The 14,226-nt window shown below is 73.4% G+C and carries 14 protein-coding genes; 7 read left to right on the forward strand and 7 right to left on the reverse strand.

From position 1 onward, the window contains the following. Positions 1–277 precede the first annotated feature (277 nt). The 5 genes from lnt to HCN51_RS23205 all read left to right on the forward strand — a co-directional run bounded on the left by lnt (position 278) and on the right by HCN51_RS23205 (position 6,682). Positions 278–2,335 carry an apolipoprotein N-acyltransferase gene (lnt, locus tag HCN51_RS23185; RefSeq protein ID WP_346433758.1) on the forward strand — a complete coding sequence of 686 codons (2,058 nt, stop codon included), beginning with the start codon at positions 278–280 and terminating at the stop codon, positions 2,333–2,335. Then, positions 2,332–3,081 (forward strand): polyprenol monophosphomannose synthase, encoded by a 750-nt coding sequence (locus HCN51_RS23190; protein WP_168011562.1) that lies wholly within the window; start codon positions 2,332–2,334, stop codon positions 3,079–3,081. The genes lnt and HCN51_RS23190 overlap by 4 nt, the downstream gene beginning before the upstream one ends. Positions 3,082–3,164: 83 nt before the next feature. Further along, positions 3,165–3,680: an FxsA family protein gene (locus HCN51_RS23195; protein ID WP_346433759.1), complete on the forward strand. Its 516-nt coding sequence runs from the start codon at positions 3,165–3,167 to the stop codon at positions 3,678–3,680. A gap of 69 nt (positions 3,681–3,749) precedes the next feature. Then, positions 3,750–6,200, forward strand: coding sequence for a molybdopterin oxidoreductase family protein (locus HCN51_RS23200; RefSeq protein WP_168011563.1), 2,451 nt, complete (start codon positions 3,750–3,752; stop codon positions 6,198–6,200). Continuing rightward, positions 6,200–6,682 (forward strand): hypothetical protein, encoded by a 483-nt coding sequence (locus HCN51_RS23205; RefSeq protein ID WP_168011564.1) that lies wholly within the window; start codon positions 6,200–6,202, stop codon positions 6,680–6,682. The genes HCN51_RS23200 and HCN51_RS23205 overlap by 1 nt, the downstream gene beginning before the upstream one ends. Before the next feature lie 70 nt (positions 6,683–6,752). On the opposite strand, the gene HCN51_RS23210 is transcribed toward HCN51_RS23205, so the two are convergent. The 5 genes from HCN51_RS23210 to HCN51_RS23230 form a co-directional block, all read right to left on the reverse strand. Beyond that, complete coding sequence (locus tag HCN51_RS23210; RefSeq protein WP_043625492.1) at positions 6,753–7,097, reverse strand: RNA polymerase-binding protein RbpA; 345 nt, start codon at positions 7,095–7,097, stop codon at positions 6,753–6,755. A gap of 221 nt (positions 7,098–7,318) precedes the next feature. After that, entirely contained in the window at positions 7,319–7,720 is a 402-nt protein-coding gene (locus tag HCN51_RS23215; protein ID WP_168011565.1) for a VOC family protein, read from the reverse strand. Beyond that, on the reverse strand, positions 7,717–8,463 hold the full coding sequence (locus HCN51_RS23220; RefSeq protein WP_168011566.1) for an arsenate reductase/protein-tyrosine-phosphatase family protein: 747 nt from the start codon (positions 8,461–8,463) through the stop codon (positions 7,717–7,719). The genes HCN51_RS23215 and HCN51_RS23220 overlap by 4 nt, the downstream gene beginning before the upstream one ends. Positions 8,464–8,501: 38 nt before the next feature. Beyond that, a complete protein-coding gene (locus tag HCN51_RS23225) occupies positions 8,502–9,161 on the reverse strand; it encodes a response regulator (RefSeq protein WP_080040247.1) in 660 nt (219 codons plus the stop codon). Further along, positions 9,158–10,324, reverse strand: a complete 1,167-nt coding sequence (locus HCN51_RS23230; protein WP_168011567.1) for a sensor histidine kinase — start codon at positions 10,322–10,324, stop codon at positions 9,158–9,160. Before HCN51_RS23230 ends, HCN51_RS23225 begins: the two co-directional genes overlap by 4 nt. A gap of 213 nt (positions 10,325–10,537) precedes the next feature. Here HCN51_RS23230 and HCN51_RS23235 point away from each other — a divergent pair, with 213 nt between their 5' ends. Then, entirely contained in the window at positions 10,538–10,936 is a 399-nt protein-coding gene (locus tag HCN51_RS23235; protein WP_206067560.1) for a DUF6223 family protein, read from the forward strand. Between the two features lie 26 nt (positions 10,937–10,962). On the opposite strand, the gene HCN51_RS23240 is transcribed toward HCN51_RS23235, so the two are convergent. Continuing rightward, the gene (locus HCN51_RS23240; RefSeq protein ID WP_168011568.1) at positions 10,963–12,003 is read right to left on the reverse strand and encodes a LacI family DNA-binding transcriptional regulator; all 1,041 of its coding nucleotides are present in this window, start codon (positions 12,001–12,003) and stop codon (positions 10,963–10,965) included. 44 nt (positions 12,004–12,047) lie between these two features. After that, entirely contained in the window at positions 12,048–13,370 is a 1,323-nt protein-coding gene (locus HCN51_RS23245) for a DUF1996 domain-containing protein (RefSeq protein WP_168011569.1), read from the reverse strand. 322 nt (positions 13,371–13,692) lie between these two features. On the opposite strand from HCN51_RS23245, the gene HCN51_RS23250 reads away from it, so the two are divergent. Then, on the forward strand, positions 13,693–14,226 hold the full coding sequence (locus HCN51_RS23250; protein WP_168011570.1) for a hypothetical protein: 534 nt from the start codon (positions 13,693–13,695) through the stop codon (positions 14,224–14,226).

A 14,226-nucleotide genomic window follows, 5' to 3' on the forward strand; every position in this document is an offset into this window, starting at 1 on the left:
GGGGTTGGACCCGGGACGGGTCCGGGAGCCCAGTAGACAACGGAATTCCGCGCTCGCCGCCGACGAGACGGGTCCGGTCCGAAGGGTTTCCGGGCCCTCTTCCCGCTCCCGTGCCACCGGACCGTCACATGCGCCGGGTGGTCCCGTTCAGCCGCGGGATCACCCTGCCGCTTCCCCCTCATTTCGATCTTCCTCCCGGCTCGCCGGTCCGAGCGCGGCCGGAGGGCGGTAGCGTTTTCGCAAGCAACGCGTTGTGAGGTGGCGAGGAGATCCCGGAGTGGTTCAGGACAGAACGGGCCTAACGCCTGCGACCGGCCAGGGCGCCGGCCGCGGCGACACGCCGACGGCCGTCGCCACACCGGACACGGCCCCCGACGGCACACCGCCGCCGGCCACGGCACCGGACGCGCCGACTGACGGCGCGCCGCTGCCCGCCGGCGCTTCGGCCACCGCCCCAACGCCCGCCTCCGCTCACGCGAGCGGCCCTTCGGCTTCGGCCGAGCCCGCCGCCCTCGCCGCCGCCGAGCCTGCTGCGGAGGCCGCCGCCGGGGTGGAGCCGGTGGCGCAGTCCCTGGTGGGCGAGGACACCGCCCTGGCGCCCCAGACGCCCGCTCCCGCCGACCCAGGTGCCCCTTCGACCTCGCCCCAGCAAGCCGCCGAGCCTGCCTCTGCGCACGCTGTCGGGCCCGCCGCGCCGACTGCTGCCGGGCCCGTCGCGTCGGCCGCTGCCGAGCCTGCCTCCGCGCCCCTTGCGGAGCCCGGCGGCGGGGCCGGGGCGCGGCGGGAGCCGTGGTGGGCGCTGCTCGGGAGGGTTGGGGCGGCCGTCGCGGGCGGGGTGGCGCTGTTTGCCGCGTTTCCGCCGCTCGGGTGGTGGTTGTGCGCGCCCCTGGGCATCGGGCTCATTACCGCCGCGCTCCACGGCACCAGGCCCCGGCGGGCCGCCTGGATCGGGTATGTGGCCGCCGTGGTGTTCCTGCTGCCCACCCTCGCCTGGGTGCGCAGCATCGGGGACGATGTGTGGTTCATGCTGGTCGGCACGGAAAGCCTGTTCTACGCCGCCATGGCCGCCCTGGCGGCGCTCGTGTTCCGGTTGCGGGCCTGGCCGTTGTGGTTCGGCGGGCTGTGGGTGCTGATGGAGTGGGCGCGCAGCCTGGTGCCGATCGGCGGGTTCCCGTGGGCGCGGGCCGCCTTCAGCCAGGGTGAGTCGCTGTTCACCCCGTACGCGGCGCTGGGCGGCGTCCCGCTGGTGTCGTTCGCGGTGGCGCTGTGCGGCGCGCTGCTGGCCAGAGCGCCGCTGGGCGGGCGCACGACGTCCAAGGGCAAGACCGGCATGCTCGCCGGGCGGGTGGCGCCTCTCGCGCTGGCTCTGGCGGTGCCGCTGCTGGGCCTGGCGGTGCCCCGGTACGGCGACGAGGGCCGTACGGTCAACATCGGCATCGTGCAGGGCAACGTGCCGGGCACGGGCATGTACGCGCTCGGCGACGAGCCCGCCGTCGTGCTGCGCAACCACGCGAACGAGACCAAACGGCTGGCCCAGGCGGTGCGCGAGGGCAGGCTGCCCAAGCCCGACCTGGTCGTCCTGCCGGAGAACTCCACCGACATCGACCCCTACCGCGACGAGTACGCCCGCCAGGTCATCCAGGACTCGGTCCAGGACGTCGGCGTGCCGACGCTGGTGGGGGCGGTGGTGGCGATCGGCGACGACCGCCGGGCGACCCGCAGCCTGGTGTGGGACCCGGTGAAGGGCCCGGGCGCCTACTACGACAAGCAGAACCTGGTGCCGTTCGGGGAGTACACGCCGTTCAAGGAGATCGTGCTGGCGCTGTGGCAGCGCGCGAGCCTGGTCGGCCGGCAGTCGGTGCCCGGCGACAAGCCGGGCGACCTCAGGATGGGCCCCGTCACGGTGGGCGCGGTCAACTGCTACGAGGTCGCCTACGACGGCACCGTACGCGAGACCGTGCGCGCCGGCGGCACCCCGCTCGTCGTGCAGACCAACAACGCCTCCTACGCCCTGTCCAACCTGCCGCCCCAGCAGCTCGCCATGTCGCAGCTGCGCGCCGTCGAGCACAACAGGGCCGTCGTGACCGCCGCGACGACCGGGATCTCGGCATATGTCACGCCTGACGGTAAGGTCTCCTGGCAGACTCGCGAGCGTGTCGCCGACATGAACGTGGTCGAAGTGCCCGTACGCACGCGGGAAACGCTTGCCACCAAGGTGGGCGCGCTGCCCGAATGGGCATTGATGGTGATGGGAGCCGCGGCGGCCGCGGTCGCCGCGTGGCGTGGCAGGCGGCGCGGCGAGCGGGTGAGCGGCCGGATGAGGAACGAGGGATGATGGAGACTCTCGGCAGGGTGCTCGTCGTCGTGCCCACCTACAACGAGCGCGACAACCTGCCGGTGATCGTCGAGCGGGTGCGCGCCGCCGTGCCCGACGCCCACGTGCTGGTGGCCGACGACAACAGCCCCGACGGCACCGGCGAGGTCGCCGACGGGCTCGCCGCCGATGACGACCACGTGCACGTCCTGCACCGGCCGGGCAAGCAGGGGCTGGGCGCCGCCTACATCGCCGGGTTCCGGTGGGGCCTGGAGGAGGGCTACGACGTCCTGGTGGAGATGGACGCCGACGGCTCCCACCAGCCGGAGGAGCTGCCGAGGCTGCTGGAGGCGCTGGCCGAGGGCGCCGACCTGGCGATCGGCTCCCGCTACGTGCCGGGCGGCGAGATCGTCAACTGGCCGCAGCGGCGCGAGCTGCTGTCCAAGGGCGCCAACCTCTACACCCGCGTGATGCTCGGCCTTCCGGTACGCGACGCGACCGCCGGCTTCCGCGCCTACCGTGCCGCGACCCTGGAGAAGGTGGGCCTGTCGGGCGTGGAGTCGCAGGGCTACTGCTTCCAGGTGGACCTGACGCTGCGCACGTCCAGGCACGGGCTGCGGGTGGTGGAGGTGCCGATCACGTTCGTGGAGCGCACGGTCGGCAAGAGCAAGATGAGCGGCCGGATCATGTCCGAGGCGCTGTGGCGGATCGGCATGTGGGGCGTCACCGGCCTGCCCAAGCGTCTCAGGGGCACCCCCCGCGGCTGAGGGTTCCGTCCGGGACATCCCTGATTTGCCGCCATGTCCGGAACGCCCGGCGGCCCCCCAGCGTTGTTCCTGCTGTAACGCGCGTGCGAATCGAGGAAACGATGCGGCTCCTGCTCTTCCTGGCCTTCCTGGTCGTGCCCGTCCTGGAGATCTGGCTGCTGATCCAGGTCGGGTCGGTGATCGGCGGGCCCGCCACCGTCGCCCTGCTCATCGCCGACAGCCTCCTGGGCGCCTGGCTGGTACGCCGCGAGGGCCGCCGGGCCTGGCGGGCGCTGCGCACGGCCCTGGAGTCGGGCCGGATGCCCGACAAGGAGCTGGCCGACGGCGGGATCATCCTGGTGGGCGGCACCCTGCTGCTGACGCCGGGCTTCTTCACCGACGTGTTCGGCTTCCTGTGCCTGATCCCGTTCACCCGGCCGATGATGCGCCGGCTGGGCTCGTGGTTCTTCGAGCGCCGGATCAAGAAGCTGGCCGCCGCGTCCCCGTACGCGAACCTCTTCCCGACCTCCTCCGGCTTCCCCGGCGCGGACGTGCCGCAGCCGCAGGGCGGCGGCCGGGTCGTGCACGGCGAGGTCATCCGCGAGGAGCGCGACTCCTAGCCGCTCCGCGCGTATGGGCCCGGTGGTTTCGGGCATGCGTCCCGGATCCGACGACCCCCGGGAGGACGCATGCCGCACGCGGACAGGATCGCCGAGCCGTGGGGGGAGCGCACACCGTACGGACCGGGGCAGTCCTGGCCCGTCCGCGTGGACGCGTTCCTGGAGCCCGGCCTGAGCGAGCAGGACGTCGACCGCTGGGTGCAGAGCGCGAGCATCCTGCACAGCAACGGCGACGGCATCGACATCGCCGTCAAGGACGGCCGGATCGCGGGGGTGCGGGGCCGCGCCGGTGACCGCGTCAACCACGGCCGGCTCGGTTCGAAGGACCTGTACGGCTGGCAGGCCGGAAACTCGCCCGACCGGCTGCGCCGCCCCCTCATCCGCGAGCAGGGCCGCCTGGTCGAGGCGAGCTGGGACACCGCGATGGAGCGCGTCACCGGCACGGCGAGGCGGCTCCTGGACGAGCAGGGGCCCAGCGCGCTCGGCTTCTACACCACCGGCCAGCTCTTCCTGGAGGAGTACTACACGCTGGCCCTCATCGCGCACGGCGGCATCGGCACCAACCACGTGGACGGCAACACCCGGCTGTGCACGGCGACGGCCGCCGCCGCGCTGAAGGAGTCGTTCGCCTCCGACGGGCAGCCCGGCTCGTACACCGACGTGGACCACGCCGACGTCATCGCCCTGTACGGCCACAACGTCGCCGAGACCCAGACCGTCCTGTGGAGCCGCATCCTCGACCGGCTCGCCGGCCCGAACCCGCCCGCGCTCGTCTGCGTGGACCCCCGCGAGACCGCCGTGGCCCGCGCCGCCACCGTGCACCTGGCCAACCGGCCCGGCACGAACCTGGCCCTCATGAACGGCCTGCTCCACGAGATCATCGAGAACGGCTGGATCGACGAGCGCTACCTGCGCGAGCACACCGTCGGCTTCGAGGAGCTGCGCAAGCGCGTGCACGACTTCCCCGCCGAGGAGGCGGCCAGGATCTGCGACGTGCCCGTGGCGGACCTGCGCGAGGCCGCCCGCCTCATCGGCACCGCCGAGCGGCTGCTGTCCACCGTCCTTCAGGGCTTCTACCAGTCCCACCAGGCCACCGCCGCCGCCGTCCAGGTCAACAACGTGCATCTCGTACGCGGCATGCTCGGCCGGCCCGGCTGCGGCGTCCTGCAGATGAACGGCCAGCCGACGGCCCAGAACACTCGCGAGTGCGGCGCCGACGGCGACCTGCCCGGCTTCCGCAACTGGTCGAACGACGCGCACGTGCGCGACCTGGCCCGCGTCTGGAACGTCGACCCCCTCGACATCCCGCACTACGCGCCGCCCACGCACGCCATGCAGATGCTGCGCTACTGCGAGGAGGGGTCGATCCGGTTCCTGTACGTGATCGGCACCAACCCCGCCGTGTCGCTGCCCGAGCTGCGGCGGATCCGCTCGATCCTGGGGCAGGAGCGGCTGTTCCTCGTCGTCCAGGACATCTTCCTCAGCGAGACCGCGCAGCTCGCCGACGTGGTGCTGCCCGCCGCCACCTGGGGGGAGAAGACCGGCACGTTCACGAACGCCGACCGCACCGTCCACCTGTCGGAGCAGGCCGTCGAGCCGCCCGGGCAGGCCCGCTCCGACCTGGACATCCTGCTCGACTTCGCCCGCCGCATGGAGCTGACGGACAAGGACGGGGCGCCGCTGGTCAAGTGGAGCGACCCGGAGGGCGCGTTCGAGGGCTGGAAGGAGTGCTCGCGCGGCCGGCCGTGCGACTACAGCGGGCTGTCGTACGAGCTGCTGCGCGGCAGCGGCGGCATCCAGTGGCCCTGCGACGACGCCCGTCCCGGAGGCACGGAGCGGCTGTACGAGGACGGCCGCTTCTGGAGCGCGCCCGACCGGTGCGAGGACTACGGGCGCGACCTCGTCACCGGGGCGCCGCTGTCGGAGACCGAGTACCGGGCCCTCAACCCCGGCGGCAAGGCGATCATCAAGGCCGCCGAGTACGTCCCGCCGCACGAGGAGCCCGGCGGCCCGTACCCCTTCTGGCTCATCACCGGCCGCACCCTCTACCACTTCCACACCCGGACGAAGACGGCCCGCGCACCCCAGCTCCAGCAGGCCGCGCCCGAGGTGTGGGCCGAGCTGTCGCCAGGGGAGGCGGCCCGGCTCGGCGTCGCCGAGGGCGACCTGCTGGAGATCACCACCCCGCGGGGCGGCACCCGCGCCCGCCTGCGCGTCACCGCCATGCGGGACGGGGTGGTCTTCCTGCCGTTCCACTACGGCTACTGGGACGGGCCAGGCGGGTACGAGCCCGGGGACGGGACGGGGAGCGCGGCGAACGAGCTGACGATCACCGACTGGGACCCGGTCAGCAAGCAGCCGCTGTTCAAGACGGCCGCCGCGCGGGTCACGCTGGTGGCGCGCGGCGACCGCCCGTCGGCGGCCCCGACGACCGCCGCGGCCCGCCCGGCCTCCCCGGGCGTGCCGCCCACGACCGGCACCTCCGGCCCCGTCGCTTCCGGGGCGCGAGGGGGTGCGTGATGAAGTTCGACCTGGTGCTGCGGGAGCTGCACCGCTCCGAGAGCGAGCTGGCCGCCGTCCTGCTGAGCCTGTCCGAACGGCACAAGGCCGACCACGAGACGCACCACGTGGCGCACGACCTCGCCCGCTGGTGCCACGATCACGTGCGGGAGCTGGCCGTCGCGGCCCGCGAGCACGGCCTCGACCTGGATCCTGCCCCGCCGCCCGACCTGGCCGCCGCCGAGCGTGACCTGGAGGCGGCGGGCGGCTGGCTGGGCCGCGACCCGGGCCCGGGCCTGGTCCTGCTGGCCGATCTGCGGCACCTCTACCGGGTCGCGTCCGGCGTCTCCCTCGACTGGGAGCTGCTCGCCCAGGCCGCCCAGGGCGCCCGGCGGGCCGGGCTGCTGGAGCTCGCCCGGCGCTGCCACCCCCAGACGCTGCGCCAGCTCCGCTGGGCCAACGCCCGGCTGAAGGAATCGGCCACCCAGCCGCTGGTCAGCTAGCTCGCCGACCTGGTGGCGGGAAAGCAGAACCCCCGGGCCAGTGGCCCGGGGGTTTCACCGTGAGAGGAAGTCAGGCGCTCTTACGACGCTGCGCGCGCAATACCGCGAGCCGCTCGTTGAGCACCTCCTCAAGGTCTTCGATGGACCGCCGCTCCAGAAGCATGTCCCAGTGTGTCCGTGGGGGCTTGGTCTTCTTGGACTCCGGCTGCTCGCCGTCCACGCGCACCGCGGTCGCGCCGCACATGCGGCACTCCCAGGTCGCGGGGATCTCAGCCTCGGCGGCAAGCGGAACCTCGAAGCGATGGCCCTTAGGACAGGTGTAGGACACCTCCTGGCGCGGGGCCAGATCCGTGTTACGGTCGTTCTCGTAGCTGGTTGCCCCGAGCCGGGTGCCACGAAGCGCGCGCTCGCCCATGTTTAAATGCCTCCTACAGGGCCCCCTTGCGTGGGGGGTCTGTCTCCCACGGTGTCTAACGCTTGGTACCGTGATGGGATTCCCACCCTCGGGGTGATCCAATCGCGCTTGAGGCTTCGGTTCTTCACATGATCGGCGGGCAAGCTCGCGGCCTGCGGTAGTGCGCCCATTCGAGCACGAGTGCCGATGCGGCGGGCGACAATTCAGTTGAGAACGGAGCGTTACCGCCCCGCCGGAGCCTGAGCCTGGGCCGGCTGGAAGAGCTCGACGAGATTGCCGGCGGGGTCGGTGAGCAGGATCTGCCGCCCGCCGGGGCCGGAGACCGCGTCGCCCACGAACGACAGCCCGGCGCCCTTCAGCCGGTCGATCTCCGCGTCGAGGTCGTCGACGATGAGATGGATGCGGTTGCGCCCGGCGGCGGTGCCCTCGGGCGTCGCGCGGGCGCCGGAGCTGGCCGGGCCCGACAGCAGCAGCCGCAGCGGGCCGCGTACGACGTCGGCGAAGGCGGGGGCGGCGTTCATGCGCACCGTGAAGCCGAGGTGCGTGGTGTAGAAGGCGACGGCGGCGGCCACGTCGTCCACGAGGTAGCGGACGCCGGCCAGCTGGTCGGATGCGGTGGTCATGACGGGACCTCCTGTGATGACGTCAGGATGGGCAGCAGGTGGTGGACGCGGGCCTCGATCTCCTCGGCGGTACGGACGAAACCGGCGCCCGTCGCCGGCTCGGGGATGCTCCAGTGCAGGCGGCGAGGGTGGCCGGGGAAGTCGGGGAAGACCTCGCGGACCTTGTCGCACAGGCTGATCACGTAGTCGAACCGGTGGCCGGTCACCGTGTCGAGGTGGCGCGGGCGCCGGTCGCCCACGTCGATGCCGTAGCGCTCGCTCAGGACCGCCACGGCCTCGGGATGCAACCGGGGCCGGGGATGGCTGCCGGCGCTGACCGCCTCGACCCGGCCGCCGGTGCGGTGCCGCAGCAGGGCCTCGGCGATGGGGGAGCGGGCGCTGTTGCCCGTACAGGCGAACAGCACGCGCGGCGGACGCGCGGGCAGGGATGCGGACGGCGAGCCGGGCAGGAGGGGGGCGAGGGCGGGGTGGAGGGCGTTGGCGGCGGCTGCCAGCGCGTCCGCGCAGCGGGCCAGGTCGAGGTGGTAGTAGCTGTCGCGGGCGTCGTGGGTGCTGCGCCGCGCGCTGACCAGCCCGCCGTCGCGCAGCAGCCGCAGGTGGTAGGAGACGAGGTTCTGCGGCTCGCCGACCAGGCCCACGAGCTCCCGGACCCGGTAGTCGCTCGCGGCCAGCTCGCTCAGCAGCCGCCACCGCAGCGGGTGGGCGGCCAGCCGGAGGAAGGCCGGGGTGGGCGAGCTCGCCATGCCCCGATAATACATCAAACCCATTTGATGCATCAGGGTCAGGAGCCGGGCGACACCAGCCCGGATTCGTAGGCCAGGATGACGAGCTGGGCGCGGTCACGGGCCCGCAGCTTGGTCATGGCCCGGTTGACGTGGGTCTTCGCGGTCAGCGGGCTGATCGCCATCTGGGCGGCGATCTCGTCGTTCGACAGGCCGCGCGCGACCAGCACCACGGCCTCCCGCTCCCGGTTGGTGAGCTCCTCCAGGCCCGGCCCGGGGACGGCTCTGAGGGGCTGGGTGACGTACCGGTCGATGAGGCGGCGGGTGATCGACGGGGCGAGCAGCGCGTCCCCGCGGGCGGCGACGCGGACGGCGTGCAGCAGGTCCTCCGGCACGATGTCCTTGACGAGGAACCCGGCCGCGCCGGCGCGCAGGGCGTCGAAGACGTACTCGTCGAAGCCGTAGTTCGTCAGGATGACGACCCGGACCCCGGCCAGCGCCGGGTCCGCGGCGATGCGGCGGGTCGCCTCGATGCCGTCCACCACCGGCATCTGGATGTCGATGAGCGCGATGTCGGGCAGGTGCCGCCGCGCCAGGGCCAGGCACTCCAGGCCGTCGCCGGCCTCGGCCACCACCTCGATGTCGTTCTCCAGGTCGAGCAGCGCGCGGAACCCGCTGCGCAGGAGCGGCTGGTCGTCCACCAGCAGGACCCGGATCACGACCCCTGCTCCACCGGCAGCCCGGGCGTCCGCTCCAGCGGTGCCTGTTCCACCGGCAGTTCGGCCTGGACCGTGAACCCGCCCTCGGGACGTGGCTCGGCGCGCAGCCGGCCGCCGAGGGCCGTGACGCGCTCGCGCATCCCGGTCAGCCCCACGCCGGGCACCGGGGCGGCGGCGGGGGTCGCCTTGCCGTCGTCGTCGACGCGGATCGCCAGCGCGTCCGGGCGGCAGTCGACGCGTACCGACACGGTCGTGGCGGCGGCGTGCCGGGCGACGTTCGTGAGCGACTCCTGGACGATGCGGTACACCGTCCGGCTCACCGCGGCCGGCACCGGCCGCCGCTGCCCCTCGATCGTCAGCGTCGCGTCCAGGCCCGTGGTGCGGGCGCGTTCGACCAGCTCCGCCACGTGGTCGAGGCCCCGGGGCGGGCTCGTGCCGTCCTCGCGCAGCGCCTCCAGGGTGGCGCGCAGCTCGCGCGTGGCCTCCCGCCCGGCCTCCTGGATGGCGAGCAGCGCGTCCGGGACCTGCTCGCCGCGCCGGCGGGCCACGTGCACGGCGACCTCGGCCTGCACCTTGATGATCGAGATCTGGTGGGTGAGCGAGTCGTGCAACTCGCGGGCGATGCGCAGCCGCTCCTCGTCGGCGCGGCGCCGCGCGGTCTCCTCGCGCGTCCGCTCGGCCTCCTCCGCGCGCCGCTCTGCCTGCCGCAGCGCCTCGCCCGCCGCCCCGGCCGCGACCAGCCAGGCCAGCTCCAGCGCGCCCCGCGCCTGCGCGAACGCCTCTCCCGTGTCGTGCAGGCCGGCGGCCATGGCCGCCAGCGGCAGCGCCGCCAGGACGACGACGCTGGCCGCCACCGTGGCCACGCGATGCCCGGCCCGTACGGCCGCGTACACGGCGAACAGGTACGCCACCGCGGGCACGTCGAAACCGGCCGCCTGGTAACCCACCGCGCACAGCCCCGTGACGGCCAGCACGACGACCGGGGCCCGCCGCCGCGCGGCCAGCGCCAGGCCGCCACCGGCCAGCAGCACCTGGCCGAGCAGGTCGAGACCCGTCGTGGAAGGACGCCCGGACAGCCCGGTGACCAGCAGCGCCGCCGCCACGCAGGCCGCGATCGCCCAGTCGAAGACATCGGCCCTGATACCGGACCGCACCGCACTCATGCGCGCACCCTAGCGGGACGGCGGCGCGGGCGACTCCTGCGGGGGGACGACCGCCCGGCTACCACGACCGCGGTATCCGGGCCGTTCCTGCCGTGGCGGCGGTAGGCCGCTGCCGCCCTCGCCGCAGCGCGAAAAGCCGACCCGCGCCGGACGACCGGCCGTGGGCGCGGCGGACATCATCGGAGTCACGTTCAGCCAGAGAAGGAGCCCCCGATGTCCGTTCTCTCCCTGCTCGCCGCGACCGACGCGAACCTCCTGGCCCAGCCGGAGCCCGTCGCCGCCTACAGCATGACCAGCGGCCGCCTGTGGTCCCTGGTCGCCGCGCTGCTGGGGGTGGTGGGCGTGGTGGCGGGCGGCCTGGCCTTGACCCGCGCCCGCCGTACGGGCGGCGGCTCCGCGCGGACGTGGTCCGTCGCGGCGCTGGCCACGGGGGTGGCGGGCGCGGTCATCGGCGCGGTGGTCGTGGCCGCCGCCAAGGGCGGGCCCGGCACCGGATACGGCATCGTCGGCGGCTACCTCGCCGTGCTGGTGGGGCTGGCCGCGACGGCCGTGGGCGGCCTGGCCCTGACCCGCCTGCGCCACCGCACCACCACGCCGACGTCCCGCACCTGATCCGGCGAGATGCCCGCCCGGGGCGGTCAGGACGAGGCGCGGACCACCAGGGCAGGCTCGAAGATGATCGAGGTGGGGCGGTGCTCCGGCTGCTCGACATGCTCCAGCAGCAGGCGGGCCATCTCTGCTGCCATGTCCTCCACGGGATGGCGGACGGTGGTCAGCGGGGGCCGGCACGCGGTGGCCGCGCTGCTGTCGTCGAAGCCGACCACGGCGACGTCGTCCGGCACGGCCAGCCCGTGGCGCCGCAGCACCGGCAGGGCCCCCTGGGCCATCAGGTCGTTGGCGACGAAGACGCCGTCGAGGCCGGGATGCTCGGCGAGCAGCCGTTCCATGGCCTGCTCGCCGCTGCCGGAGGTGAAGCCGCCCTCGGCGCTGGGCACGAAGGGGTGGCCGTGGGCGGCCATCGCGTCGCGGAACCCGGCCAGGCGGGCCCGCGCGGCCGGGACGTCCAGCGGCCCCGAGATCGTCGCGATCCGCTTCCTGCCCCGGGCGACGAGATGGTCGGCGGCGAGCTTGGCGCCGGCGCGGTGGTCGACGTCCACGTAGCTGATCGGGACCGGCTCGGCGGGCCGGGCGAAGAGCACGGCGGGCAGCCCGGCCTCGGAGAGGAGCCGCGGCAGCGGGTCCGCGGCGTGCGTGGAGACCAGGAGCGCCCCGTCGGCCTCGCCCTGCCGCAGGGCGGTGAGCACCTGCGCGCGGGCCTCGGCCGTCTCGGCGAACATCAGCAGCGGATGGATGCCGCGCGGCCGCAGGAAGCCGACGATCCCGCCGACGACCCGCCCGAAGAACGGGTCGGTGAACACCTCGACGGGGAAGGAAGCGCTCTCGTCGTCGGCGCCGGAGACGACCATGGCGACGCTGCCGGCGCGGCGCGTGACGAGCGAGCGGGCCGCCCGGTTGGGGACGTATCCGGTGGCGGCGATGGCCTGCCGGACCGCGTCCTGGAGGGCGGAGTCGACGTTGCGGATGCCGTTGACAACCCGGGAGACGGTGGCCCGGGAGACCCCCGCCGCCTTGGCGACGTCCTCCAGCGTGGGGGAGGGCGGCGGGGGTTCCTGCCTCATGGCGCCTTTATAGCACAGGGGTTGGAGAGCGCTCTCCCTCTGCGTCAGCCGGGGAGCTGGAAGTCCGGGGTCAGTGCGGCGCCACGGTGCGGCTTGTACTGGTCGTAGCCACGGGGATCGCACTGCAGGCCGCCGTTGATGCAGTGCGTCACCAGCGCGTCGAGGACGGCGGGATCGTCCCAGGCGTTGAAGAAGTCGTAGTGCCAGGAGTAGCCCCGGCCGCTGGACAGCCGCGCCTGCGACAGGTCGCCGTCCGCCGGGAAGGCGATCTTGAACTCCAGCATCGGCACCGCCACCGGATGACCCGCCGGGCAGTAGCCGCCGGCCGGGTAGGCCATGTGGCTCTTGTGGTCGGCGCTGTCGAGATGGACGCCGTCCCAGCAGCTCGGCGCCTGGTAACGCACGTTCACCTGGCTGCCCCGCACGCACGAAACGGGCAGGTCCCAGCTCCGCGTCAGGTCGCCGCACTCGAAACCCTCGACGGCACCGGGCGAGTCGCGGAACTGCTCCAGCGTCGCGCCCGGGCTGCCCACGACGAAACGCAGGCCCTGGGGGAAGGGCTGCACCCGCCAGTACTCCAGGATGCCGGACTTGTAGTAGACGACCTGGTTGCCGGCCGGCTCTACCAGCCGGTCGCCGACGAAGAAGCTCGGGAACCAGTAGGCGGACCTGTCGTGCGGGTTCGTGCACGAGGTGCCGCCGGCCAGCAGCGAGGCGGTCGTGCTGTGCGCGTTCGTGGTGCGGTTGCCGATGAAGGTGTGCAGGTGGGAGGCGCCCGGCAGGCCCGGGTAGACGATGGGGTCGTCGGGGCGGTTCGCCGTCACCGAGCAGTTGGCCTGGAACTCGTGGTGCGTCACCTCGTCGGTGAAGGTCGGCCTGGGGCGCGGGGTGGTCGTGGCGCCCCCGGTGCCGTACACCTCGAACTCCCAGAGCGAGTAGCCGTAGCCGGTGCCGCGCGCGGTGCCGTACAGGCGCACGTAGCGGCCGCTCGCGCTCAGGCCGATGCTCTGGGTGCCGCCGGTGCCGGTGGTGGTGGAATAGGCGTCGGTCCAGGTCGTGGCGTCGGCGGAGGTCTGGATCTTGAACGCTCTGCCGTACGCGGCCTCCCAGTCGAGCACGACCCGGGAGATCGCAGCGGGCGCGCCGAGATCGACCTGCAGCCACTGCGGGTCGGCGGCGGCGCTCGACCAGCGCGTGGTACGGGTGCCGTCGAAGGCGGCGCCGGCGCCGTTGCCCGCGCTCTCGGCGGAGGAGGCGGTGGCGGGGCGCCCGCCGGAGAGCAGCGCGTCGGCCGCGAACGCCGGGGTGACGGCCGCCGCCAGCGCCGCTACCAGCGCGAGGACGACCGGGATGCTGAAGGCTCGCACGGGAGTCTCTCCTTCCGTTGGGGGGAGGGGGTTGGAGAGCGCTCTCCCGCAGCGTCCGCCTCTTCGATGCGTCCTGTCAAGGGCTCTTTTCCAGAGTCGGGACGAGGTTTGACGCGCTTCCGTCGCCCGCCGGGTTTCGGAGTTCGGGGATCGCTCTCACCGTCGCCGCCCGCTCGCCCCGGGCAGGCCGTTCAGCGGCTTGCAAGGCAGCGGCAAGCCGGCTCCCAGTGCGGACCGAGATCATCTGGGCCGCGGTGCGCGACGGACGCCACCGCGGCCACGCGCAAGCAGCGCCCATCGCGACGAGAACACGAGGTGAGACATGGCGACGATCACGACCGGGATCAACGCGGCCACGCTCAACGGCCGCCACCACAAGGCCGCGCTCACGGTCTTCATGGTCATCGTGGTGGCCCACTGGGCGGAGCACTTAGTGCAGGCCGTGCAGGTCTACGCCTGGGGCTGGCCGCTGGCCGAGGCCCGCGGCGTGCTCGGCCTGCCCTTCCCCTGGCTCGTGACCTCCGAGTGGATGCACTACGGCTACGCGCTGCTCATGCTCGTCGGCCTCATCCTCCTGCGCAAAGGGTTCACCGGCAGCGCCCGCACGTGGTGGAACGTCTCCCTCGGCATCCAGGTGTGGCACCACCTGGAGCACCTGCTGCTGCTCCTGCAGAAGCTCAGCGGCGTGTACCTGATGGGCCGGCCCGTCCCCACCAGCATCCTCCAGCTCGTCTGGCCCAGAATGGAGCTGCACCTGTTCTACAACGCGATCGTCTTCGCCCCCATGGTCGTGGCGATGGTGCTGCACCGCCGGGCCCACGCCGGCGCCACCTGCACCTGCGCGGTCGCGCACTAG

Origin of the sequence: Nonomuraea composti (assembly GCF_012034275.1) — a bacterium.
In the GTDB taxonomy this organism is placed as follows: Bacteria; Actinomycetota; Actinomycetes; order Streptosporangiales; family Streptosporangiaceae; genus Nonomuraea; species Nonomuraea composti.

What these genes read in the sequence shown, in the direction of transcription:
- HCN51_RS23210 (WP_043625492.1), bottom strand. Translation starts at nt 7,097, where the DNA reads ATGGGCGAGCGCGCGCTTCGTGGCACCCGGCTCGGGGCAACCAGCTAC.
- HCN51_RS23215 (WP_168011565.1), bottom strand. Translation starts at nt 7,720, where the DNA reads ATGACCACCGCATCCGACCAGCTGGCCGGCGTCCGCTACCTCGTGGAC.
- HCN51_RS23235 (WP_206067560.1), top strand. Translation starts at nt 10,538, where the DNA reads ATGTCCGTTCTCTCCCTGCTCGCCGCGACCGACGCGAACCTCCTGGCC.
- HCN51_RS23230 (WP_168011567.1), bottom strand. Translation starts at nt 10,324, where the DNA reads ATGAGTGCGGTGCGGTCCGGTATCAGGGCCGATGTCTTCGACTGGGCG.
- HCN51_RS23250 (WP_168011570.1), top strand. Translation starts at nt 13,693, where the DNA reads ATGGCGACGATCACGACCGGGATCAACGCGGCCACGCTCAACGGCCGC.
- HCN51_RS23190 (WP_168011562.1), top strand. Translation starts at nt 2,332, where the DNA reads ATGATGGAGACTCTCGGCAGGGTGCTCGTCGTCGTGCCCACCTACAAC.
- HCN51_RS23200 (WP_168011563.1), top strand. Translation starts at nt 3,750, where the DNA reads ATGCCGCACGCGGACAGGATCGCCGAGCCGTGGGGGGAGCGCACACCG.
- HCN51_RS23240 (WP_168011568.1), bottom strand. Translation starts at nt 12,003, where the DNA reads ATGAGGCAGGAACCCCCGCCGCCCTCCCCCACGCTGGAGGACGTCGCC.
- HCN51_RS23205 (WP_168011564.1), top strand. Translation starts at nt 6,200, where the DNA reads ATGAAGTTCGACCTGGTGCTGCGGGAGCTGCACCGCTCCGAGAGCGAG.
- HCN51_RS23220 (WP_168011566.1), bottom strand. Translation starts at nt 8,463, where the DNA reads ATGGCGAGCTCGCCCACCCCGGCCTTCCTCCGGCTGGCCGCCCACCCG.